Raw genomic sequence first — 21,393 nt, 5'->3', positions numbered from 1 at the left:
CGTGCTTAATACAAACCACCGTTTTGGTGGCTGGGCTCAGCAGAGTTTGCGGTGCGCGCCAGCCTTGGGCAGGGCCTGTGTTTGTGCGCTTTTAGGGGGCTTTTGAAGGCGTTCGGGCGGGCAAAGGCTTAAGAATGGGCGTCGGGGCGGCAGATAATGTGGCGTGGTACGCGCGGGATTAACTGATTCTGCGGTGAGGGCAGATTCTGCTTTCGCCCCCTCCCTGGATGACGGCTGACTGACCCGGGCTCAGCCACTGCGGTGCAGCCATTCTGTGTCGGCGTGCAGGACATCGGGCGGGCACAACGGCCTGTTCGCCAAGTGGTAGAATCCCGCCCCCCGCACCGCATCGGTAAGGTGCACGGGCACGGGCACGGCGAATGCTCGACCCTGAATGACCCGCCTGGCGGGATGGTGCGCTATGTTTGTAAACCTTGAAGTCCGCAGCTACGACAGGGAAAACCCCAATCACCAGCACGACCACACTCAGTTGGTGCTGCCGATCCGCGGGCGAATGGAAATCAACGTGGACGGTCGTGAAGGGGCTATCGATCAGTCATTGGCAGCCGTGGTGATGCCGGGCTCGGCGCACTCCCAACTCACCCACGTTGACAGCCGGTTTCTGATCCTGGACTGCGCCGCGACTACGCTGGAGGCCTTGCACATCGCGCCGCTGGCCAAGCGTGTGTACGTGCCGGTTTCCCCCGCCACCCGGCGGCTGATCGAGTTCGCCGAGCTGATCGGCAATGAGCAACTGGCCTTGAGCGCTTCACAGCTCGGCCCGCTGTTGCTGTCCTCCCTGTTGTCGGACACCGTCGGATCGCCGTCGCCCATGGCTCAACTGATGGGCCGTCTGCGAGCCACGCCCGGTGACCACTGGAGCAATGAGGTCATGGCGCACGCGGCAGGCATGAGCATCAGTCAACTGCACCAGCGATTCCGGCAAATGTTCGGACAAAGCCCGCAAACCTTCCTCACTGATCTGCGCATTCAGGAAGCTCAGCGATGGCTGCGTGGCACCTCGTTGTCGATCGCCGAGATTGCCTTGCGTGCAGGCTTCTCCGATCAGGCCTCCTTCACCCGGGCCATGCAGCGTGTCAGCGCCACGACACCCGCCGCATACCGCAAGGCGCACAAACAGCCTGGGTAAAAAATTCGACCGGTACGGACAATACGCCCCGATTCCATTGCCCCAGACTTGTGGCTTTAGGGTTTGGAGCGGATGAAATGTTGGCTGATCGAGCACTGCTAAAAGGCATCGGCTACGGGGTGTGTGCGGGGCTGTGCTGGGGGGTGATTTTTCTGGGCCCGCAGCTGACGCCGGGCTTGAGCGGCCTGCAGTTCGCCGTCATCCGATTCCTCTGCTACGGCGCCATCTCCGCAGCGCTGTTGATGCCCCGGTGGCGCCGGGTCTGTGCGCAACTCGGTATGGCTGACTGGAAATCACTGTTCTGGCTGAGCCTGATCGGCAACCTCCTCTACTACTCGCTGGTGGGCACCGGTGTGCAATGGGTCGGCATCGCCACGACATCCCTGATTGTCGGACTCATTCCGGTCATCGTGACGCTGGCAGGCCGTCATGACGCCAACGCCGTCCCTTTGCGCAAGCTGATTCCTTCGCTGTGTTGCGCGGTCGGGGGCGTCGTACTGATCAGCTGGCACGCCCTGTTCAAAGGCGACAGGCCGGATGCATTGACCAACGTTGGCGGGATTTTGTGTGCGGTGGGCGCACTGGTGACCTGGAGCTGGTACGCCGTGAGCAACGCTCGGCGACTGGTTCAAGTCACCGAGGTGTCGTCCCATGACTGGGCGCTCCTGACCGGGGTGATGACCGGCGCGCAGTCCCTGCTGTTGGCAGTGCCTGTCCTGGGGTTTCAGGCCTGTACGTACAGCGCCGCGGACTGGCTGCATGTTTTGGGAGTGGCCGGGGGCGTCGCCTTGCTGTCCTCGGTGGTGGGTGGCGCGTGCTGGAATCAGGCAAGCAGGCTGCTGCCGCTGGCGCTCAGTGGACAAGTGCTGGTGATCGAGACATTGGCGGCGCTGGTGTTCGGCTTTATATGGGAGCACCGACTCCCTGACAACTTTGAGTGGGCGGCCATTGTGCTGCTGGTGACCGGCGTTGTCTGGTGCCTGAATTGTCACCGTGGCCCGCGCCGTGAGGCGAATGCGTCGGTGGGTGCATGAACGGTGCCCATCCGGCAAAAGTCTGTCTACCGCCCGCTGCAACTGCTTGAAAAAAGCGCTCGGTGCCGTGTTATTCAGCATCAATGTCCCGTGGCATTTGCTGCCGCCCTCGCCCCGGATTTAAGTACGAAGTAGGGTCCCGTCCCCCGGGGCGCGACGAATCTGCCGAATATCCCGAGCCCTCTTGTCAGCCCTCACATCAGGTGGGATACAGGCGTTCAGTGCCACTTGAATAACGCATAACGGAGCCTCGCCATGTCCGCCCTGCCGCACCCTTCTTATACCTATCGCCCCATGACCGTGGCCGACTTGACCGCCGCCCATGATTTGTCAGTGCAACTGAAATGGCCCCATCGCCTGGACGACTGGGCGATGCTGCACCGGGTCAGCGACGGCTTCGTTGTGATGGATGGCGGCCGCCTGATCGGCAGCGCCTTTGTCTGCTCCCAGGGTGACTTCGCGACCATCGGACTGGTGATCGTCAGCAACGATTATCAGGGCCAGGGCATTGGCCGCCGCTTGATGGAGATGGCCCTCGCCGCGTGCGAGCCGCGTACGCCGATTCTTAACGCCACCGTCGCCGGCAAGCCGTTGTATGCCAGTCAGGGTTTCGTCGAATTTGGCCGGGTGCAGCAGCATCAGGGCCAGGCCATCGTCCCGGCGCTGGTGGAGCTTGCTGACGGTGAAACCTGCCGCGCGCTGACCACCGACGACCACGCCGCCCTGCTCGACCTCGCCAAAGCCGCCAGCGGCCTGGACCGCCGCGACGTGCTGCGCGACCTGCAAGTGGAGCACGCCGTGGGCATCGAGCGTGACGGTCAGCTGCGCGGTTTCGCCCTGCTGCGGCCGTTCGGGCGCGGGCGCTGCATCGGGCCGGTGGTGACGGAAAACATCCATCAGGCCCAGCACCTGATCGGTGTGTTGCTTGCGCAGGTGCCGGACACCTTTGTGCGTATCGACATCCCCGTGGCCTGCGGCCTGAGCGACTGGCTGGAAACGGCGGGCCTGAAGAACATCGACACCGTGGTGCAGATGGCCCGAGGCACCCCGCCCGAGGCCAGTCAGGGCGTGCAACCTTTTGCGCTGATCACCCAGGCGATCGGCTGACTTTTTTACGGAGCATCAACCATGTCATCTCCCGGTATTTTGTTGTTGGCGCGCGCTGATGGCAGCGGTGTTTCCACCTCTTTCAACTCGGCGCCGTTGAGCGCCTTTGATCCCTTTGCCGAAGCGCGACAGGTGGCGTGGCGCGGCGATGACGGGGTGTCGGCCGGGCTTGTGCGGTTCACCGGCGACGCGTTGATCGAGGACTTTCCCTACAGCGAGACGCTGGTGGTGCACGCCGGCCATATGGTGCTGAGCAGCGCGGAGCAGACGCTGGAGTTGGGCGTCGGTGACAGTGCGGTGATTGGCCGTGGCAGTCGCGTGGCGTTGCATGCCAGCACTGGCAGCGAGTGGGCGTTTTGTGCGGTGGATGTGGCGGATACCCCTGCGCGACCCGGTTTGACGCTGTTGCCGGCGCATACGTGGCTGGAGCCGTCTGCGACGCTGGAGCCGCCGATTTTGATCGGGCCTGCGCCGCAGTGTCGGGCGTTGAGTCTGTTCGAGGATGAGGTGACGGCGTTGAAGGTGGGGATCTGGGATTCGACGCCGTATCAGCGCCATGGTCGTGCGCATCGGTTGCATGAGTTGATGCATCTGTTGGAGGGGAGCGTGACGCTGGCCGATGATGAGGGCGGTGAGGTGACGGTTAATCCGGGGGATACGGTGTTTGTGGTGAAGGGGGCGTTTTGTGCGTGGACCAGTACGGTGTATGTGCGCAAGGTCTATGCGGTGAAGTGATTTTTTTTAATCAAGATCAAGATCAAGATCAAGGGCGTCTGCCTGGGGGCAGACTGTTTCGCCTTCGGCGAGTTACTTGGAAAAGCACCCCAAGTAACCAAGGGTGCTTGCTCTCGGTTGGGCCCAACTTCGTCGGGTTCCTTCACTCCGGTCCCGCTCCGTGGACCCGCCGCCATCCGCCATCCATGGCGGGGGGCGGCTCTCGCGGCATCCATGCCGCTCGGCCCACTCCGCGAGACCTGCGTTCAGCCTGCACCAAAGTCGCGATTGGCGGTGTCTGGGCTTTTTGCGCACGAAGATCAAAAGCGCGCTTACGCTTAGTAGGACCGGCTTTAGCCGGGAAGAGGCCAGTCGCAGCGCCGACGTTGTTGCGGTGTAACGCCTGCTTGCCGATCGAACTCGCCGTTCACACCTTCAACGCATCTTCCAGAAACGCCACTAACGCTTGCACCCTCGGGCTGCGCAGTTTGCGGGAGGGTACGAGGAGGTTGACGGGGGCGCTGTCGAAGTTCCAGTCGGCGAGGACGCGGATGAGGTTGCCGCTGGCGATGGCGTCGCTGACGTCCCATTGCGAGCGCAACACCAGGCCCAGGCCTTGTTCGGCCCAGCGGCGGGCGACGCTGCCGTCGTTGGTCAGCAGGGCCGGTTCGACGCGCAGGGTTTTGCGGGCGGGGCCTTTGCGCAGGTGCCAGAGGGTGACGTCTTCGTCGTTCTCGCGGATGCAGATACAGCGGTGGGCGCTAAGTTGGTCAGGCGACGTCGGCTCGCCGTGTTCTTGCAGGTAGGCCGGGCTTGCGCACAGCCAGCGTTCGTTGGGGGACAGTTGCCGCGCGGTCCACAGGCTGTCGTTGAGGTGGCCGATGTGGATCACGGCGTCGCTGTCGTGGCGATCCGGCCAAGGTGTTTCGCGCAGGTCCAGGTGCAGGCACAGCTGCGGATGCAGCCGGATGAAACGCGCCAGCAGCGGCGCCAGTCGCTGTCGTCCGAAACCGAACGGCGCCGCCAGTCGCAGGGTGCCGACCAGTCTTTCGTCCTTTTGCCGGAAGGACTCGGGCAGTGCTTCCAGCTGTTCCAGCAACAGCGCGCTTTCCCGGGAGAAGCGTTCGCCATCGGCCGTCAGGCTCAGGCGGCGGGCGTCGCGGTTGGCCAGGGTCAGGCCCAGTAGGGTCTCCAGTTTGCGCAGGCGCATGGACAGCGCCGGCGGCGAAACATTGAGCGCTCTGGCCGCCGCACTCAGGGATTCGGCACGGCTCAGGGCGACAGCCAAGCGCAGGTCTTCGATGGAGATCATTCACTCTTACTTAATGATTGATGAGACTGGATTGAACCACACCTTAACGACAGCTGAGTAGAGTGCAGCCTGTCCCTCGCCACCCGAGTTCCGTCATGTCTACGCCGATCGCTTCTCTCGACACGCCCGCCGCGCTGGTGGACGTCCCGCGCATGCAGCGCAACATCCAGCGCATGCAGCAGCGCATGAACAGCCTCGGCGTGCGGTTGCGTCCCCACGTCAAGACCAGCAAATGCCTACCGGTGATTCAGGCGCAGATGGCGGCCGGCGCCAGCGGTGTGACGGTCTCGACGCTGAAAGAAGCCGAGCACTGTTTCAACCAGGGCATCAGCGACGTGTTGTATGCGGTCGCCATCGCGCCCGGCAAATTTTCTCAGGCACTGGCGCTGCGGCGGGCCGGCTGCCACCTGAGCGTGCTCACCGACAGCGTTCAGGGCGCCCATGCCATCGTCGCCTTCGCGAAGGAGCACGACGAACGCTTCCCCGTCTGGATTGAGGTCGACTGCGACGGTCATCGGTCCGGCCTCGCTGCCGAAGACCCGGCACTCATCGACGTGGCACGCATCCTCATCGACGGCGGCGTGCAGCTGCGCGGTGTGATGACCCACGCCGGTTCCAGCTACGAACTCGACAACCCCGAAGCCCTGCAAGCCCTCGCCGAACAAGAGCGAGCCCTCTGCGTTCGCGCCGCTCAACGCATTCGTGACGCCGGGATGGCCTGCCCGGACGTCAGCATCGGCTCCACGCCCACTGCCCTCTCGGCCCTGAACCTGGAAGGCGTGACCGAAGTGCGCGCGGGCGTCTATGTGTTTTTCGATCTGGTCATGCACAACATCGGCGTCTGCCAGGCCGACGAGTTGGCCCTGAGCGTGCTGACCACGGTGATCGGCCATCAGCAGGACAAGGGCTGGATCATCACCGACGCCGGCTGGATGGCCATGAGTCGTGATCGCGGCACCCAGCGTCAGCGCCACGATTTCGGTTACGGCCAGGTGTGCACCGAAACGTGCGAGTGGATCGAAGGGGCGTTGGTCACAGGCGCCAATCAGGAACACGGGATCGTTACCTTGGGCGGCGCCGACAGTGCCGACCTCGCCACACGTTTCCCCATCGGCAGCCACCTGCGCATCCTGCCCAACCACGCCTGCGCCACCGGCGCGCAGTTCCCGGATTATCACGCCCTCGACGCCGACGGCGCGGTGCACACCTGGAGTCGTCTGCATGGCTGGTGATCTCGAAATCATTCACACGCCCCACGCAGCGGCGCCGGGCGGGCATTATTCCCAAGCAGTGGCTTACGGCGGCGTGGTGTACGTGTCCGGGCAGTTGCCGGTGCGCGCCAATGGCGAGCACAGCGCCGACCAACCGTTCGAGGTGCAGGCCTCAATTGCCCTCGACAACCTCATGGCGATCCTTGCACAAGCGGGTTTGAGCCCCAGCGATCTGCTGAAAGTCACGGTCTACGTCGTGGGCATTGAACACTGGCCGGCCTTTGACCAACTCTATGGGCGATACCTGGGTGAGCATCGACCCGCCCGCGCCGTGGTGCCGGTCCCGGTCTTGCATCACGGTTACCTGATCGAAATCGAAGCCGTGGCGCGTGACCTGCAACCCCGCGGCCTGCCAGCCCGTAACCTGCAAGAGGAGCCTTCATGAATCCGCAAAAAAGCGATGTGCTGGTGATCGGCGGTGGCGTCATGGGCGCCTCGTCGACGTTTTTCCTGCAGCGGCGCGGTTGCTCGGTGACGCTGCTGGAGCGCGACCAGATCGGTCAGTACGCCAGCGGCGTGAACTTCGGCAACGTCCGCCGCCAAGGGCGTTATCTGGGCCAGCTCGAACTGGCGAACCGGTCGTGGGGATTGTGGAAGCGCCTGCCGGAGTTGATCGACGACGACCTCGAATTCATCCCCAGCGGGCACATGCGCGTGTGTTATCGCGAAGACGAAATCGCCGAGCTGGAGGCCTATGCCGCTGCCCCGGAAGCCGAGCAACTGGACCTAAAAATCTATCGCGGCGCCGAGCTGCACAAGCGGTTCCCCTTCCTTGGCGCAGAGGTGAAAGGCGGCTCCTACGCGCCCCACGACGGTCACGCCAACCCGCGTCTGGCGGCACCCGCCTTTGCCCGCGCGGCTCGTCGGCTTGGCGCACGGATCGAAGAACGCACCGAGGTTGCCGACGTGCAAAAGGTCGGCGGCGTGTTTCACGTCACCACCACTGACGGGCAATTGTTTGTCGCCGAGCAGCTGTTGATCACCGCCGGCGCATGGGCGACCAGGCTGTCTCAACAGTTCGATGAACCCGTGCCCTTGGAGCCCAACGGCCCGCAGATGTCGGTGACCGAGCCGGTGCCCTACGCATTGCCGACGGTGATCGGCGTGTTCACCAAGATCAAGGAAGAGGTGATCTACTTTCGGCAGATCCCGCGCGGCAACATCATCATCGGTGGCGGCGCCCGTTGCGCGCCGGACATGGTCAACCGTCGGGCGTTTTTCAAGCCTGAAAGCCTGCTCAATCAGATGCGCCAGATGAAGCGGCTGGTACCCGGCGCCGAGAAACTCAACATCATCCGCACCTGGAGCGGCATCGAAAGCTACACGCCGGACTCCCTGCCGGTGATGGGCCGCAGCGGCATGGTCGACGGGCTGTTTTACGCCTTCGGTTTCTGCGGCCATGGCTTTCAGCTCGGCCCTGGGGTCGGCGATGTGATGGCCGAACTGATCAGCACCGGCAGCACCAGCACGTCCATCAGCCCCTTCGACATTCGCCGGTTTACTCAGCCATCACTCGTACCGCAATTGGCGACCAGCCTTTTCAGCACAGGAAAACTCATATGAGCGACGCCTACGTTTATCGCATGGCCACAGCGGCCGACATACCCGCCGCCCACGCGCTGTCCGTGCAGTTGAAGTGGCCCCATCGCGAGGCAGACTGGGCGATGGTGCAGCGCACGTCCGAGGGTTTTGTTGCCGAGCATGAGGGGCAATTGGTGGGCGTGGCGTTTGCTTGTCATCAGGGGGCTTATTCTTCCATCGGGCTGGTGATCGTCAGTGATCAGCACCAGAGCAAAGGCATTGGGCGCCGGTTGATGAACCTGTGCCTGGACGCCGCCGCGCCGCGCACGCCGATCCTCAATGCCACTGAATCAGGGGCGCCGCTCTATGTAAGCATGGGTTTCGTCGAATACGCGCGGATTCAGCAGCATCAGGGCGTGCCTCAGACGCCGCCTGTTCCGGCTGCGATGGGGGCTGGGCTTTGTCGCGAAGTGACCGAGGCCGACTACCCGCAGGTGATCGAACTGGCCAACGCTGGCAGCGGGCTGGATCGCACGGCGGTCCTCAATGACCTGCTGCCGATGGCGGAGTGTGTGGTGGGCGTCGAGGTTCACGGGCAACTGAAAGGTTGCGCCCTGCTCCGCCGTTTTGGCCGCGGGCATCTTATCGGGCCGGTGGTTGCGCAGAATCTGGAGCAGGCGCAACAGATGATCACGCACTTGCTGGGCCTGATCCCTGGCGCGTTTGTGCGTTTCGATATTCTGGCTGATTGCGGACTGGTGGATTGGCTGGAAGGTCTGGGGCTGCCATGCGTTGATCGCGCGCCCCGCATGGTGCTGGGCGAACCGCCGCAGTCGCGGGATGGGATTGCCCAGTTTGCGATGGTGACCCAGGCGATTGGGTGAACGTTGCCAGGCGCGGCGCCATTTGTAGGACCGGCTTCAGCCGGGAAAGCGTCAGGCGCCACACCGCAAAATCGATGGCGCTCACACGGGCCTCTTCCCGGCTGAAGCCGGTCCCACTGAAATCAAAAGCGCGTGCACCCCCCAATGATGCAACGCGCTGCCTTTAGTGGGACCGGCTTTAGCCGGGAAAGCGTCGGATGCCACACCGCAAAATTGATGGCGCTCACACGGGCCTCTTCCCGGCTGAAGCCGGTCCCACTGAAATCAAAAGCGCGTGCACACCCCAATCGTGCACACCCCAATGATGCAACGCGCTGCCTTTAGTGGACCGGCTTCAGCCGGGAAGGCGGCAGCGGCAACACCGATGGATTCAGCAGATTCTCCCTTGCAGGCCGCAACAACGGCATCTTTTGCCTGGGCCGGTTTGTTAGCGTATCGAGACGTCAGGACTCGCTGTTCGCAGCACTTATCACCGCTCCAGGGAGCTAGCTGGATGACCTCACACTCTTCACACACCCACGGCCTTGAGCTGCACAGCGCCGGGCAGTTTTACATCAATGGCGAGTGGACTTCACCCGCGGTTCCGGCTCTTCTGCCGGTGATCAATCCCGCCACTGAAGAGGTGGTCGCCGAGGTCGCGCGGGGTTCGGCCGAGGACGTTGATCGGGCCGTCGCAGCAGCGCGCGCGGCGTTCCCCGGATGGTCAGAAACGCCAGTCGCTGAACGCGCATCGATCCTGAGCAACATCCACGCGCTGATCCTCGAGCGTAAAGAGCCGCTGGCCCAGGCCCTGTCGCTGGAAATGGGCGCGGCCATCAGTTTCTCCCGCGCCATGCAGGTACCGCTGGCCGCCGAGCACGTGCGGGTGGCCCGGGATCTGCTGTCCACCTACCGCTTCCAGACCGTCGAAGGCAGCACCGCCATCGAGCGGGAAGCCATCGGCGTCTGCGGCCTGATCACGCCGTGGAATTGGCCGCTCTACCAGATCACCGCCAAAGTCGCGCCGGCCCTCGCCGCCGGTTGCACCGTGGTGTTGAAACCCAGCGAGCTGTCGCCGTTGAGCGCTTTGCTGTTCGCTCAACTGGTCCACGACGCCGGCCTGCCCCCCGGCGTGTTCAATCTGGTCAACGGCAGTGGTCCTGACGTCGGCGCCGCGATCGCCGCACACCCTGACATCGACATGATTTCCATCACCGGCTCGAACCGTGCCGGCGCCCTCGTCGCGCAAGCGGCGGCCGTGACGGTAAAACGCGTGACCCAGGAACTGGGCGGCAAGTCGCCGAACGTCATGCTGCCCGACGCTGACTTCGCCAAGGCCGTGCCGCTGGGGGTGCTGTCGGCCTTCCGCAACGTCGGCCAATCGTGCAGCGCGCCGACCCGGATGATCGTGCCCCGCGCCCGCCTCGCCGAAGTCGAAGCGCTGGCCGCCGACACCGCCAACGCGTTGATCGTCGGTGACCCGCAATCCCCCGACACCCAACTCGGCCCGATTGCCAACGAAGCCCAGTTCAGCCGCGTCCAGGCGATGATCCAGGCTGGCATCAGCGAAGGCGCGAAACTGCTGTGCGGCGGGCCGGGCCGCGTGCCGGGGTTTGAAAAAGGTTATTACACCAAGCCAACGGTGTTCTCCGAAGTGGGCTCGGCGATGCGCATCGCTCAGGAGGAAATCTTCGGCCCGGTGCTGTGCATCCTCGCCTACGACACCATCGACGAAGCCGTGACCATCGCCAACGACACCGTCTACGGTCTGGGCGCCCACGTGCAGGCGCAGGACCTCGAACTGGGCCGCGCCGTCGCCTCGCGCATCCGTGCCGGGCAAGTGCATTTGAACCATCCGGCGTGGAACCCCATGGCCCCTTTCGGCGGCTACAAGCGCTCGGGCAATGGCCGAGAGTACGGAGTTATGGGATTTGAAGAGTATCTGGAGACCAAGGCGATTATCGGCTTCAACGCCTGATCGCCAGCTGGCCGGGATCCTTGGACGTCGCAAATTGTGGGACCGGCTTCAGCCGGGAAGGCGTCATTCGTCACACCGCAAAATGGGTGGCGCACAAACCGGCCTCTTCCCGGCTAAAGCCAGTCCTACGAAGGCGTCGCGTGCAAGACAGCATCCGAAGCCGCTGAAACCAGGAATCAGCGCCCACAAAAAAGGGCTGTCCGCGCAAACGGACAGCCCTTTTCAACAACCGCCCGATTTACGCCAGGCTTTTGCTGACCACTTCATACACGTCCGGCGACAGCGGGCCGGAGGCGAGGATGCGCTCCAGTTCCGCCTTCATCAGCGCTTGCCGCGCGCTGTCGTACTTGCGCCAGCGGGTCAGCGGCGCCAGTTGGCGGGAGGCGATCTGCGGGTTGAATCCGTTCAGCTCGATGACCAGATCGGCCAGGAAGCGATAGCCCGAACCGTCCGCCGCGTGGAAGTTGATCAGGTTCTGCCCGGCAAAGGCACCGATCAGGGCACGCACCTTGTTCGGGTTCTTCATCGTGAACGCCGGGTGCTGCATGAGCGCTTTCACACGCTCCAGCCCGCCCGGCAAGGTGCTGCCGGCCTGTACGCTGAACCACTGATCCATGACCAGTGCGTTGTCCTTGAAGTTTTCCGCGAACACTTCCAGCGCCTTGGCCTTCTCGGCCTCGAACGGCGAGTTCACCAACACGGCCAGGGCGGTCAGGCGCTCGGTCATGTTGTCGGCCGTGTCGAACTGATCGATGGCGGCGGCCAGGACTTCCGGCTTGCCGGTCTGCATCAGGTAAGACAGCGCGATGTTCTGCAACGCACGGCGAGCGAAGTGCTCGGACGCAGCCACATACGGCGTCTGCTTGGACAGCTCGCGGTTGGTCTGATAACGCGTCCACAGTGCGTCGCTCAGTTTGTCGGCCAATTGCTGACGGGCAAACTCCCGCGCGGCGTGGATCGCATCGACGTCCGCCACTTCGCTGATTTCGATCAGATACGCCTCGCCCGGCAGCGACAGCATTTCCGCGACCATGGCCTGATCCAGAGTCTCGTCCGTCAGCACCGTGTGCAGCGCGGTGATCAGACGCTGATCCATGACCAGCGGCTCGCCCTTCTGGTGCTGGGCAATCAAGTCCTGCAGCACTTGAACCGACAGTTGCTGACCGGCGTCCCAGCGGTTGAAACCGTCGCTGTCGTGCTGCATGAGGAACATCAGCTGATCGCGGTTGTACGGGAAGCTCAGTTTCACCGGCGCCGAGAACCCGCGCAGCAGCGAAGGCAGCGGCTGCTCGGCGATGTCGATGAAGGTGAAGGTCTGCTCGGCTTCGGTCACCGAGAGCACGCGGGAGGTGTTCACCGCCGGTGCCTCGCCCTGCAGGCGCAGCGGAAGCTCCTGACCCTGGGCGTCCAACAGACCCATGGCGACCGGAATCACGAACGGCAGCTTCTGATCGCCCGGCTGGCCCGGCGTGGTCGGCGTGCTCTGACGGAAGGTCAGGCTGTAGGTCTTCGCGGCAGCGTCGTAGGACTCGCTGACCGCCAGACGCGGCGTGCCGGCCTGGGAATACCAGCGCTTGAACTGAGTGAAGTCGACACCGTTGGCGTCTTCCATGGCCTTGACGAAGTCGTCGCAGGTCACGGCCTGGCCGTCGTGGCGCTCGAAGAACAGGTCGCTGCCCTTGCGGAATCCTTCCACGCCCAACAGGGTGTGGATCATGCCGACCACTTCCGCGCCCTTTTCGTACACGGTCAAGGTGTAGAAGTTGGAAATCTCGATGAAGCTGTCAGGGCGCACGGCGTGGGCCATGGGGCCGGCGTCTTCGGCAAACTGGTGAGTGCGCAGGTAGGCCACATCCTGGATACGCTTGACCGTGGCCGAGTTCATGTCCGCCGAGAAGCCGGAATCACGGAACACCGTGAAGCCTTCTTTCAGCGACAGCTGGAACCAGTCGCGGCAGGTGACGCGATTGCCGGTCCAGTTGTGGAAGTACTCGTGGGCGACGATCGCTTCGACGCGCTGGTGAGCAGCATCGGTGGCGGTTTCGGCGCGGGCCAGCACGGCGCTGGAGTTGAAGATGTTGAGGCCCTTGTTCTCCATGGCGCCCATGTTGAAGTCGTTGACCGCAACGATCATGAAGATGTCCAGATCGTATTCGCGGCCGTAGACCTCTTCGTCCCAGCGCATGGACTTCTTCAGGCTGTCCATGGCGTGCTGGCATTTGTCGACGTTTTCCGGCTCGACGAAGATGCGCAGCGTGACCTTGCGCTGGCTCATGGTGGTGAAAGTGTCTTCGATGCACCACAAGTCACCGGCCACCAGTGCGAACAGGTAGGCCGGCTTCTTGAACGGGTCCTCCCAGGTTGCCCAGTGACGCTGGGTGTCATCGGAGGGGCCGGCGGCGATCAGGTTGCCGTTGGACAGCAGGATCGGGAAAGCCTGCTTGTTGGCGCTGACCGTCGTGGTGAATTTGCTCATCACGTCCGGGCGGTCGAGGTAATAGGTGATCTTGCGGAAGCCCTCGGCCTCGCACTGGGTGCAGAACATGCCACTGGATTTGTACAGGCCTTCCAGGGCGGTGTTGGTTTCCGGGTGGATCTTCACGGTGGTGTCGAGGGTGAAGGTCTCGGAGGTGGGCTGGACGGTCAGGCTGTCAGGGGTCAGCCGGTAGCCGTTCTGTGCAAGGTCGCCCTCGGACAGGTCGACATCCGCCAGCTTCACCGACAGCAATTCAAGCTGCTGGCCGTCGAGTTCCAGCGGTGGCAAGGCCGCGCCTTGAGCAAGGGCGGCGCGCTCCGGGTTGCGGCGCATCACCAACTGCGCGTGGACCAGGGAATGGTCGTCGAACAATTCGAATGTCAGGTGGGTCTCGTCAATGAGGTACTCAGGCGCCTGATAATCCTTCAGGTAAATCATTTTCGGCTGGTCGGTGCGCATGCGGTTGTCCCTTCTTCTGCTAATACGGGCTACTGATGCACGGCGAGTTGATACGCCGTGTATTTGCGAATATTGATCACGCCGGTGTCGAAGATCAGGTACTGCCCTTTGACGCCCAGCAGGGTGCCTTCGGCGATCGGATCCTTGTCCAGATTGAAGCTGACGATCTTGGTCGGGTAGGCCTCTACCGGGTATCGGATCTCGATGGGCTCGACATCGTTCATCACCTGAATGGCCTGCAGGCCAAAGCGCATCTGCAGCGCGACCAGGCCTTCGGCGCAGGACTCGAACAGTTGCTGACGAATCGCGGCCAGGTCAACCGCCGGCGCGTCGCCCTTGAGCAGCGCGCGCCAGTTGGTGCGGTCGGCCACCTGGCTGCGGAACAGGTCTTCCACAAAGCCGGACTGCTGGCGCGTGGCGCAACGCACAATCGGCAACGCCTGACTGGCGCCCTGATCCAGCCAGCGCGTCGGCAGCTGGGTTGCGCGGGTGATGCCGACTTTGACGCCCGACGAGTTGGCCAGATAGACCACGTGATCGGTCATGCAGAACTGCTCGCCCCACGCCGGATCGCGGCAGGTGCCATGCTCGTGATGGCAGCGTTCGGGGCTCATGATGCACAGGTCGCACTGCGCCAGCTTGAGCATGCACGGGTAGCAATAGCCCTGGCTGTAGCTGGTTTTGGTGCGCTTGCCGCAATGGCTGCAATGAATCGCACCCAGAAACTCAAGGCGCACGGTCTTGCCGATCAGCGGATTGACCGGGATCTGTGAATCACCCAGCCGGAACGCGTATTCCACCCGCGAGGCCTCAAGCCGCGCGGACATTTTGTTGACGGAGCCTCTGCCGATTTCAATCAATGAATGGAGTCCGATTTGAACAGGATATTGGGCACTGGCGCCGACTTCGAGGCGCACTCTTGCGGGCCCATGTAGCCGATGCGCTGGTCCTCGGGCACGTTGCGCACTTCCCAGGCAATCAACGCCTGCAGCGACAGCTCACGTTGCTCCTGGGTCAGCTTGCGGCCGTCGGACCATTTGCCGATTTCCACCGCCAGCTTCAGGCTTTCGTAGACGTCCGGGGTGATGTTTTCGATCATTTCGACAAAAGAGGACATTGGGTTCTCCCAGAATGTAGAGGGCAATTTTAGTGTTTGCGGCGGGCCAGCGCACCGCCCACAAGACCTGTAGCACAACCGATGATCAGTCCGCCGACGTGGGCGCCGTTGGCGATTTCGCCAAACCCGAGCGCACCGACGACGCCGGACAGGCACACCACCAGCCAGATCAACATCATCCCCAACACACCCCGTGGTAAACGATACATGGGGTAGGGGGCGAGCAATTGAAAGATCCAGCAATGGCCGAGCAAGCCATAAAGTACCCCGGACAGGCCGCCGAACAGGCTCGGGCCGCTCCAGAAATACTGGACGTAATTTGAAAACGCGCTGAACGCCAGGGTCAGCCCGAGCAATTGCCAACCGCCCTGGCGCATTTCGATGCGCCGACCCAGTTCCCAGAACCACAGCGCGTTCATCACCAGGTGCAGCAGGCCGAAGTGAATCAGCATCGGCGTGACGACCCGCCACCACTGCCCTGCCCCCAGGGACGTTTCCACCGGCAGGAAGCGGATGTACTCGCCGTTGACGCGGAAGTCGTTGAAGGTCAGCCAGCTCAAGGCCTCGAAGTTGTCGCCGAGCAACGTGACGCCGGCGACGATCAGGCACAGCAGCAAGACCACGCTGGTCACCGGGCTGCTGCGCACTTGCACCAGCGGGCTCGGCCTGCTCACGGCCACGACTTCGCGACCCGGCGGCAACTGCGCGGTCGGGTCGCCTTCGGGGTATTGCTGATACAGCTGGCGGATGTCATCGGCCAGTTGCGGCGCATCGGGCACCCACAGCACTTGCTCGCCGGCCTCTTCGCTGACCCGATGGGGCACGTTGAGGCGCCGTAGCAATTCGACAAAACCGCTCAGGTCGGTTTGAAGCGGCAGGCGTAAGACAGCAACCGGACTCATTGACCTATCTCCGGTCGGGTGACGTCGACCCAGACGAACTTGTCCGGGTCAATTTGGGTTTCCTGATCCAGCCGGTAGGCGACCAGTTTGCCGTAGAGCACGGCGCTGTAATCCAGGCACGCCAGATTGGGGCGGATCGGCGCGGGTATGCCGCTGCGCCAGTAGTGACCGACGAACAACAGCGGCTCATCGGCGCCGTACCGCAGCAGCGCGTTTTTCTCGCTGGGGGACAGCGGCCGACGGGCCACCGGCTCCGGCAGCGCGTCAGGCTGGAACACCACGTCGCCGTAGGTCTGCGGGTCGTCTTCCCAGAATTTGGTGCGGAACGAGGCGCGGGTCAGGCCGTCGCCACCGGTCAGGGTCATGCCGTGGGGCAGGCGCATGTCGGTGCCGCGCAGCAGCCGATCAAACACCGCGCTGGCAAAACTGCCCGGCTCCGCCGAGGCCTGCACGAAGGCCTGATCGATGCGGCCGTCGCCATGAACGCTGCGCAAGGGCTCGATCAGGCTGGCATCCCAACAGGCGTGGACGACACGAAAGCGCTCGGCGTCGATGAACAGCGGCAGCTGGTAAAACCATTTGAGAAAGTCATTCCAGTCACCGGGGTGCTGCTCGAACTGCGCCAGGGTTTCGCCCAACAGGCGGGCATGGCGCGGCGTATGTTCGCGCACCCACTCATGGCCGCTGTCGGGCGGCGCCGGCGTGCTCCAGCCCAGGGCGTTGAATTCATGGTTGCCCATGATGCAGAACGCCTGGCCGGCCTCGACCATGTCACGGACGATGTGCAGCGCTTCGCGGATGCGCGGGCCGCGGTCGATGATGTCGCCGAGAAACACGGCGATGCGTTCAGGGTGGCGCCAGACGCCGGCCTGAAAGCGGTAACCAAGGGTGTCGAGCAAGTGCTCAAGGGTCTGGGCACAACCATGCACGTCACCGATCAGATCGTAGCCACGCGCGGGATCGAGCATCAGTCGCTCCCGCCGCCAAGCCGACTGCCCCAACCGAGTTTGGTCCGGCAGACTTCGTAGTAGTTGTGGTCGAGGGGGTGAATGAGGCGCAGCTTCTGCGGCTTCTTTTTCACGGTCACGGTGTCACCCGGCGCGCAGGTGAAGTGGTTCTGGCCATCGCAGGAAACCTGTGGGTAGATCGTCATGTCCTTTGAGACAACGATTTTCAGCTCACTGTTTCCATCGACGACAATCGGCCTGCCGGACAGCGTGTGCGGGTACATCGGCACGATGACGATAGCGTCGAGCTTGGGGTGCATGATCGGGCCGCCCGCCGACAGCGCGTAGGCCGTGGAGCCGGTGGGCGTGGCGACGATCAGGCCGTCGGCCTTCTGGCTGCAGACGAACTGGCCGTCGATGTAAATTTCGAACTCGATCATCCGCGTGGATTTGCCGGGGTGCAGCACCACGTCGTTAAGGGCGTCGCCCTGGCCGATCGCTTCGCCATGGCGGCGCACTTCGGCCTGCAGCAGGAAACGGTTTTCCACCAGATAGTGGCCGTCGAGCACTTCGGCGACTTTGACTTCCAGCTCATCGGGGCGAATGTCGGTCAGGAAGCCCAGGCTGCCACGGTTGATGCCCAGCACCGGCACGTTGTGCTTGGCCAGCGCACGGGCAGCGCCGAGCAGACTGCCATCGCCGCCGACGACGATGACCATGTCGCAGACTTCGCCGAGCATCTTGCGCGAAGAGGTCTGCAAACCATGCCCCGGCAGGACCTCGGCAATGGCGTCTTCGAGGATCACATGCAGGTGCCGGGATATCAGGAATTTCTTGAGTCGGCGAACGGTCTCCACCACCTGGGTACTGCCCAGGCGACCAATGATGCCGATATTTCGAAATTGCTCCATGGGGCTCCCGCAGGCTTGATGCGTGTAAAGAACGCGATTATGGGCGAAGGGGTCGGGGGCGGCAAATGGGCTCTCTGCGCGCAACCTTCGAGCAGCGCCGTTCCAAGGGTACGAAATGTACGGGTTGCTTCCGAAGGCGACGGTGGAGCGGTGGCCCCAAGCGCCCATCACCCGCTATTCTGCCTGGATGAATAACCCTTTCCCGTCCCTGAGCGCCCTGCCCCGTCAGCTGCGTACGCCCACCGTGCGTGACCTGGCGTGGGTGATCCTGTCGCCGCCTCTGCTGGCGGAAACCCGGTGGCCCCAGCGTCACCCGCTCAGCGGCAGTGACTGGGTGCAGCAGCCCGAGGCGCTTGAAGTTTTTTTAACGCAGCTGGACCAGGACGACAGCGCACTCAGCGACTGGCTGGCGAGAAGCTCGACGCGCCGGCTCGGGCTGTATTACGAGCGGCTGTGGCAATTCGCAATCCAGCACGCGCCAGACGTCGAGCTGCTCGCGGCGAATCTGCCGATCCAGGGCGAAGGGCGCACGCTGGGCGAGCTGGACCTGCTGCTGCGGGATAAAGACGGCGTTCACCACGTCGAGCTGGCGATCAAGCTCTACCTTGGTCGGGAAGACCAGGACGGCGAAGATCCGGCGCACTGGCTGGGTCCCGGCTCCGTCGACCGGCTGGATGTGAAGCTCGCCCACCTTAATGAGCATCAACTGCCCATGTCAGGGCGCCCGGAAAGCACAGCCGTTCTCGCCGCGCGAGGTGTGGAGACCTTCAGCGCTTCGCTCTGGTTGGGGGGTTATCTGTTTTATCCGTGGTCCCTTTATCTCGGGCATAGGACCGACGCCCCGCCACAAGGGGCACACCCTGAGCATCTGCGCGGCACGTGGTTGCATCAGAAGGACTGGCCGGACTACGCAGAAAACAGCCTGGACGGTCGCTGGCAATTGCTGCCGCGTCCGGCCTGGCTGGCACCGGCGCGCTGCGACGAGGCATGGACACCCCGTGAGTTTCAGGACTGGCTGGACGCCCTCGACCCGCTGTCGCCGGCGCAACTGCTGGTGCGCCTGATTCGCCATGCCGACGGCCACTGGGAAGAGGCCGAGCGGCTGTTTCTGGTGTCGGACCTGTGGCCGAACGTGCCGGACCCGCGCCGCGTTACAGGCTCAGTCGCAGCACCAGCGCCGCGAGGGTAATCAACAGCACCGGCACGGTCAGCACGATGCCGACGCGGAAGTAATAGCCCCAGCCGATGGTCACGCCCTTCTTTGCCAGCACATGCAGCCACAACAGCGTCGCCAGACTGCCGATCGGGGTAATTTTCGGGCCCAGGTCGCTGCCGATGACGTTGGCGTAAATCATCGCTTCCTGCAGCACGCCGTGGGCGTGGCTGGCATCAATGGACAACAGGCCAATCAGCACCGTCGGCAGGTTGTTCATCACCGACGACAGCAGCGCCGTCAGCACGCCCGTGCCCATCGCCGCGCCCCACAAACCGTGTTCGGCAAAGCGATCGAGCCAGGTCGCGAGGTAATCGGTCAGGCCCTGATTGCGCAGGCCGTACACCACCAAGTACATGCCCAGGGAGAAAATCACGATCTGCCACGGCGCGTCTTTCAATACCTTGCGCGTCGAGATGCGGTGGCCCTTGGCGGCAATGCCCAACAGGATCGCTGCGCACACGGCGGAGATGGCGCTGATGGGAATCCCCAGCGGTTCCAGGGCAAAACAGCCCACCAGCAGAATCCCCAACACCCACCAGCCGGTCTTGAAGGTCGCGCGGTCCTTGATGGCCGAAGACGGTTCGGCCAGTTGCGAGGCGTCGAAGGTTTTCGGGGTATCGCGGCGGAAGAACAGCATCAGCACTGCCAGCGTGGCGGCGACGCTGACCAGATTCACCGGCACCATCACCGAGGCGTAGCGGTTGAAACCGATGCCGAAATAGTCGGCGGACACGATATTGACCAGGTTGGAGACCACCAGCGGCAGGCTCGCGGTGTCGGCGATGAACCCCGCCGCCATGACGAAGGCCAGGGTGGTCGCCGGCGAAAAGCGTAGCGCCAGCAGCATCGACATGACGATGGGCGTGAGGATCAACGCCGCGCCGTCATTGGCGAACAGCGCCGACACCAGCGCGCCGAGCAGCACGATAAACGCGAACAGCCGCCGGCCCTTGCCGTTGCCCCAGCGCGCCACGTGCAGCGCGGCCCAGTTGAAAAACCCGGCCTCGTCGAGCAGCAGGCTGATAATGATCAGCGCAATGAACGTCCCGGTGGCGTTCCAGATGATGTGCCAGACCTGAGGGATGTCACTCAGGTGCACCACCCCGAAAATCAGGGCGAGCACTGCGCCAAAGGTTGCACTCCAGCCGACACCAAGGCCTTTGGGTTGCCAGATCACCAGGGTGATGGTGACCAGAAAAATCGCGACGGCTATCAACATCTTTTTGAAGTTCTCGGAAGCAGGATGGCGAGGATGCCCAACAGCGGCAGGTAGGAGCACAGCGTGTAGACATAAACGATGCCGTGAAGATCCGCGAGGTGCCCCAATAATGCAGCGCCGATACCGCCGAAGCCGAACATCAGGCCGAAGAAGATGCCGGCGATCATACCGACGTTGCCCGGCACCAGCTCCTGGGCGTAGACCACGATGGCCGAAAACGCCGAGGCCAGGATGAAACCGATGATCACGCTGAGCACGCTGGTCCAGAACAGGTCGGCGTAGGGCAACGCGATGGTGAACGGCGCCACGCCCAGAATCGAGAACCAGATCACCGCCTTGCGGCCGATGCGATCACCGATCGGCCCGCCGAAGAACGTGCCCGCCGCCACCGCCGCCAGAAACATGAACAAGTGCAGTTGCGAGCTGGCGACCGACAGCTGGAATTTGTCGATCAGGAAGAAGGTGAAGTAGCTGGTGAAGCTGGCCATGTAGAAGTACTTGGAGAACACCAGCATTGCCAGCACCACCAGCGCGCTGGTGACCCGCCGTTTCGACAGCCCGTGGGTCGCCGCCTGGCCGGCCTTGATCTTGAACAGCGCCAGGTGCGCCTTGTACCAGCGGCTGATCGCGTACAGCAGGCCTACGGAAAACAGCGCCACCAGCCCGAACCAGGCGATGTGGCCCTGGCCGAACGGGATGATGATCGCCGCCGCCAGCAGCGGCCCGATAGCCGATCCACTGTTGCCGCCCACCTGAAAGGTCGATTGCGCCAGGCCAAAGCGCCCGCCTGAGGCCAGCCGGGCGATGCGCGAGGCTTCGGGGTGAAAAGTCGACGAGCCGATGCCGATCAACCCTGCGGCGAGCAAGATCAGCGGGAAGCTGCCGACGGTCGCGAGCAGCATCACGCCGCCCAGAATGCACAACGAGCCAACCGGCAGCACCAATGGGTTGGGATGACGGTCGGTGAAATAGCCGACCCAGGGCTGAAGCAACGACGCCGTGACCTGAAACGTCAGGGTGATCAGCCCAACCTGGGTGAAACTCAGGCCGTACGAGGCCTTCAGCATCGGGTAGATCGAAGGCAGGATCGACTGGATCAGGTCATTGAGCAGGTGCGCCAGTGCCACCGCACCGATGATGCGCATGACCAAGGGGCTTGATTGCGCTGATTGCGGGGCGGGAACGGGTTGGGTATC

General features: G+C 63.3%; 19 protein-coding genes. 10 read left to right on the top strand and 9 right to left on the bottom strand.

All coding sequences use genetic code 11. The features are described 5' to 3' along the window. The first annotated feature begins 421 nt into the window (after positions 1 to 421). The 4 genes from IFT47_RS10685 to IFT47_RS10670 all read left to right on the top strand — a co-directional run bounded on the left by IFT47_RS10685 (position 422) and on the right by IFT47_RS10670 (position 4,026). The gene (locus IFT47_RS10685) at positions 422 to 1,150 is read left to right on the top strand and encodes an AraC family transcriptional regulator (RefSeq protein WP_192172693.1); all 729 of its coding nucleotides are present in this window, start codon (positions 422 to 424) and stop codon (positions 1,148 to 1,150) included. Between the two features lie 77 nt (positions 1,151 to 1,227). Continuing rightward, a complete protein-coding gene (locus tag IFT47_RS10680; RefSeq protein WP_192172694.1) occupies positions 1,228 to 2,184 on the top strand; it encodes a DMT family transporter in 957 nt (318 codons plus the stop codon). Between the two features lie 255 nt (positions 2,185 to 2,439). Further along, a complete protein-coding gene (locus tag IFT47_RS10675; protein WP_192172695.1) occupies positions 2,440 to 3,291 on the top strand; it encodes a GNAT family N-acetyltransferase in 852 nt (283 codons plus the stop codon). Between the two features lie 21 nt (positions 3,292 to 3,312). Next, positions 3,313 to 4,026 carry a cupin domain-containing protein gene (locus IFT47_RS10670; protein ID WP_192172696.1) on the top strand — a complete coding sequence of 238 codons (714 nt, stop codon included), beginning with the start codon at positions 3,313 to 3,315 and terminating at the stop codon, positions 4,024 to 4,026. A 406-nt stretch (positions 4,027 to 4,432) separates the two neighbouring features. Here IFT47_RS10670 and IFT47_RS10665 read toward each other — a convergent pair whose 3' ends face one another. Continuing rightward, positions 4,433 to 5,317, bottom strand: a complete 885-nt coding sequence (locus IFT47_RS10665) for a LysR family transcriptional regulator (RefSeq protein ID WP_192172697.1) — start codon at positions 5,315 to 5,317, stop codon at positions 4,433 to 4,435. A 95-nt stretch (positions 5,318 to 5,412) separates the two neighbouring features. On the opposite strand from IFT47_RS10665, the gene IFT47_RS10660 reads away from it, so the two are divergent. The 5 genes from IFT47_RS10660 (at position 5,413) to IFT47_RS10640 (ending at position 10,950) form a co-directional block, all read left to right on the top strand. Then, a complete protein-coding gene (locus tag IFT47_RS10660) occupies positions 5,413 to 6,549 on the top strand; it encodes a DSD1 family PLP-dependent enzyme (RefSeq protein ID WP_192172698.1) in 1,137 nt (378 codons plus the stop codon). Then, complete coding sequence (locus IFT47_RS10655; RefSeq protein ID WP_192172699.1) at positions 6,539 to 6,973, top strand: RidA family protein; 435 nt, start codon at positions 6,539 to 6,541, stop codon at positions 6,971 to 6,973. The genes IFT47_RS10660 and IFT47_RS10655 overlap by 11 nt, the downstream gene beginning before the upstream one ends. Beyond that, the gene (locus tag IFT47_RS10650) at positions 6,970 to 8,151 is read left to right on the top strand and encodes an NAD(P)/FAD-dependent oxidoreductase (RefSeq protein WP_192172700.1); all 1,182 of its coding nucleotides are present in this window, start codon (positions 6,970 to 6,972) and stop codon (positions 8,149 to 8,151) included. Before IFT47_RS10655 ends, IFT47_RS10650 begins: the two co-directional genes overlap by 4 nt. Further along, complete coding sequence (locus IFT47_RS10645) at positions 8,148 to 8,993, top strand: GNAT family N-acetyltransferase (RefSeq protein ID WP_192172701.1); 846 nt, start codon at positions 8,148 to 8,150, stop codon at positions 8,991 to 8,993. The genes IFT47_RS10650 and IFT47_RS10645 overlap by 4 nt, the downstream gene beginning before the upstream one ends. A gap of 493 nt (positions 8,994 to 9,486) precedes the next feature. After that, positions 9,487 to 10,950, top strand: coding sequence for an aldehyde dehydrogenase family protein (locus tag IFT47_RS10640; RefSeq protein ID WP_192172702.1), 1,464 nt, complete (start codon positions 9,487 to 9,489; stop codon positions 10,948 to 10,950). Positions 10,951 to 11,188: 238 nt separating this feature from the next. On the opposite strand, the gene pepN is transcribed toward IFT47_RS10640, so the two are convergent. The 6 genes from pepN to IFT47_RS10610 are packed head-to-tail and all read right to left on the bottom strand — an operon-like array spanning position 11,189 to position 17,762. Further along, entirely contained in the window at positions 11,189 to 13,885 is a 2,697-nt protein-coding gene (gene pepN, locus IFT47_RS10635) for an aminopeptidase N (RefSeq protein WP_192172703.1), read from the bottom strand. 29 nt (positions 13,886 to 13,914) lie between these two features. Next, positions 13,915 to 14,745, bottom strand: coding sequence for a DUF2797 domain-containing protein (locus tag IFT47_RS10630; RefSeq protein ID WP_163022093.1), 831 nt, complete (start codon positions 14,743 to 14,745; stop codon positions 13,915 to 13,917). Continuing rightward, a complete protein-coding gene (locus tag IFT47_RS10625; protein WP_074888021.1) occupies positions 14,742 to 15,002 on the bottom strand; it encodes a YeaC family protein in 261 nt (86 codons plus the stop codon). The genes IFT47_RS10630 and IFT47_RS10625 overlap by 4 nt, the downstream gene beginning before the upstream one ends. Positions 15,003 to 15,031: 29 nt before the next feature. Beyond that, positions 15,032 to 15,904: a rhomboid family intramembrane serine protease gene (locus IFT47_RS10620; RefSeq protein WP_192172704.1), complete on the bottom strand. Its 873-nt coding sequence runs from the start codon at positions 15,902 to 15,904 to the stop codon at positions 15,032 to 15,034. Beyond that, positions 15,901 to 16,872: a metallophosphoesterase gene (locus IFT47_RS10615; RefSeq protein ID WP_192172705.1), complete on the bottom strand. Its 972-nt coding sequence runs from the start codon at positions 16,870 to 16,872 to the stop codon at positions 15,901 to 15,903. The genes IFT47_RS10620 and IFT47_RS10615 overlap by 4 nt, the downstream gene beginning before the upstream one ends. Continuing rightward, entirely contained in the window at positions 16,872 to 17,762 is an 891-nt protein-coding gene (locus IFT47_RS10610; protein WP_037011709.1) for an NAD(+) kinase, read from the bottom strand. Before IFT47_RS10610 ends, IFT47_RS10615 begins: the two co-directional genes overlap by 1 nt. Positions 17,763 to 17,949: 187 nt before the next feature. On the opposite strand from IFT47_RS10610, the gene IFT47_RS10605 reads away from it, so the two are divergent. Further along, positions 17,950 to 18,951, top strand: a complete 1,002-nt coding sequence (locus tag IFT47_RS10605; protein WP_192172943.1) for a DUF1853 family protein — start codon at positions 17,950 to 17,952, stop codon at positions 18,949 to 18,951. On the opposite strand, the gene IFT47_RS10600 is transcribed toward IFT47_RS10605, so the two are convergent. Beyond that, complete coding sequence (locus tag IFT47_RS10600; protein ID WP_192172706.1) at positions 18,914 to 20,197, bottom strand: arsenic transporter; 1,284 nt, start codon at positions 20,195 to 20,197, stop codon at positions 18,914 to 18,916. The two genes, IFT47_RS10605 and IFT47_RS10600, sit on opposite strands and share 38 nt — an antisense overlap. Continuing rightward, positions 20,191 to 21,342: an MFS transporter gene (locus IFT47_RS10595; RefSeq protein ID WP_346630701.1), complete on the bottom strand. Its 1,152-nt coding sequence runs from the start codon at positions 21,340 to 21,342 to the stop codon at positions 20,191 to 20,193. Before IFT47_RS10595 ends, IFT47_RS10600 begins: the two co-directional genes overlap by 7 nt. Positions 21,343 to 21,393 lie beyond the last annotated feature (51 nt).

This window comes from Pseudomonas sp. CFBP 13711 (assembly GCF_014842265.1).
Taxonomy (GTDB): Bacteria; Pseudomonadota; Gammaproteobacteria; order Pseudomonadales; family Pseudomonadaceae; genus Aquipseudomonas.
This window is presented reverse-complemented; position numbering and strand designations above follow the sequence as displayed.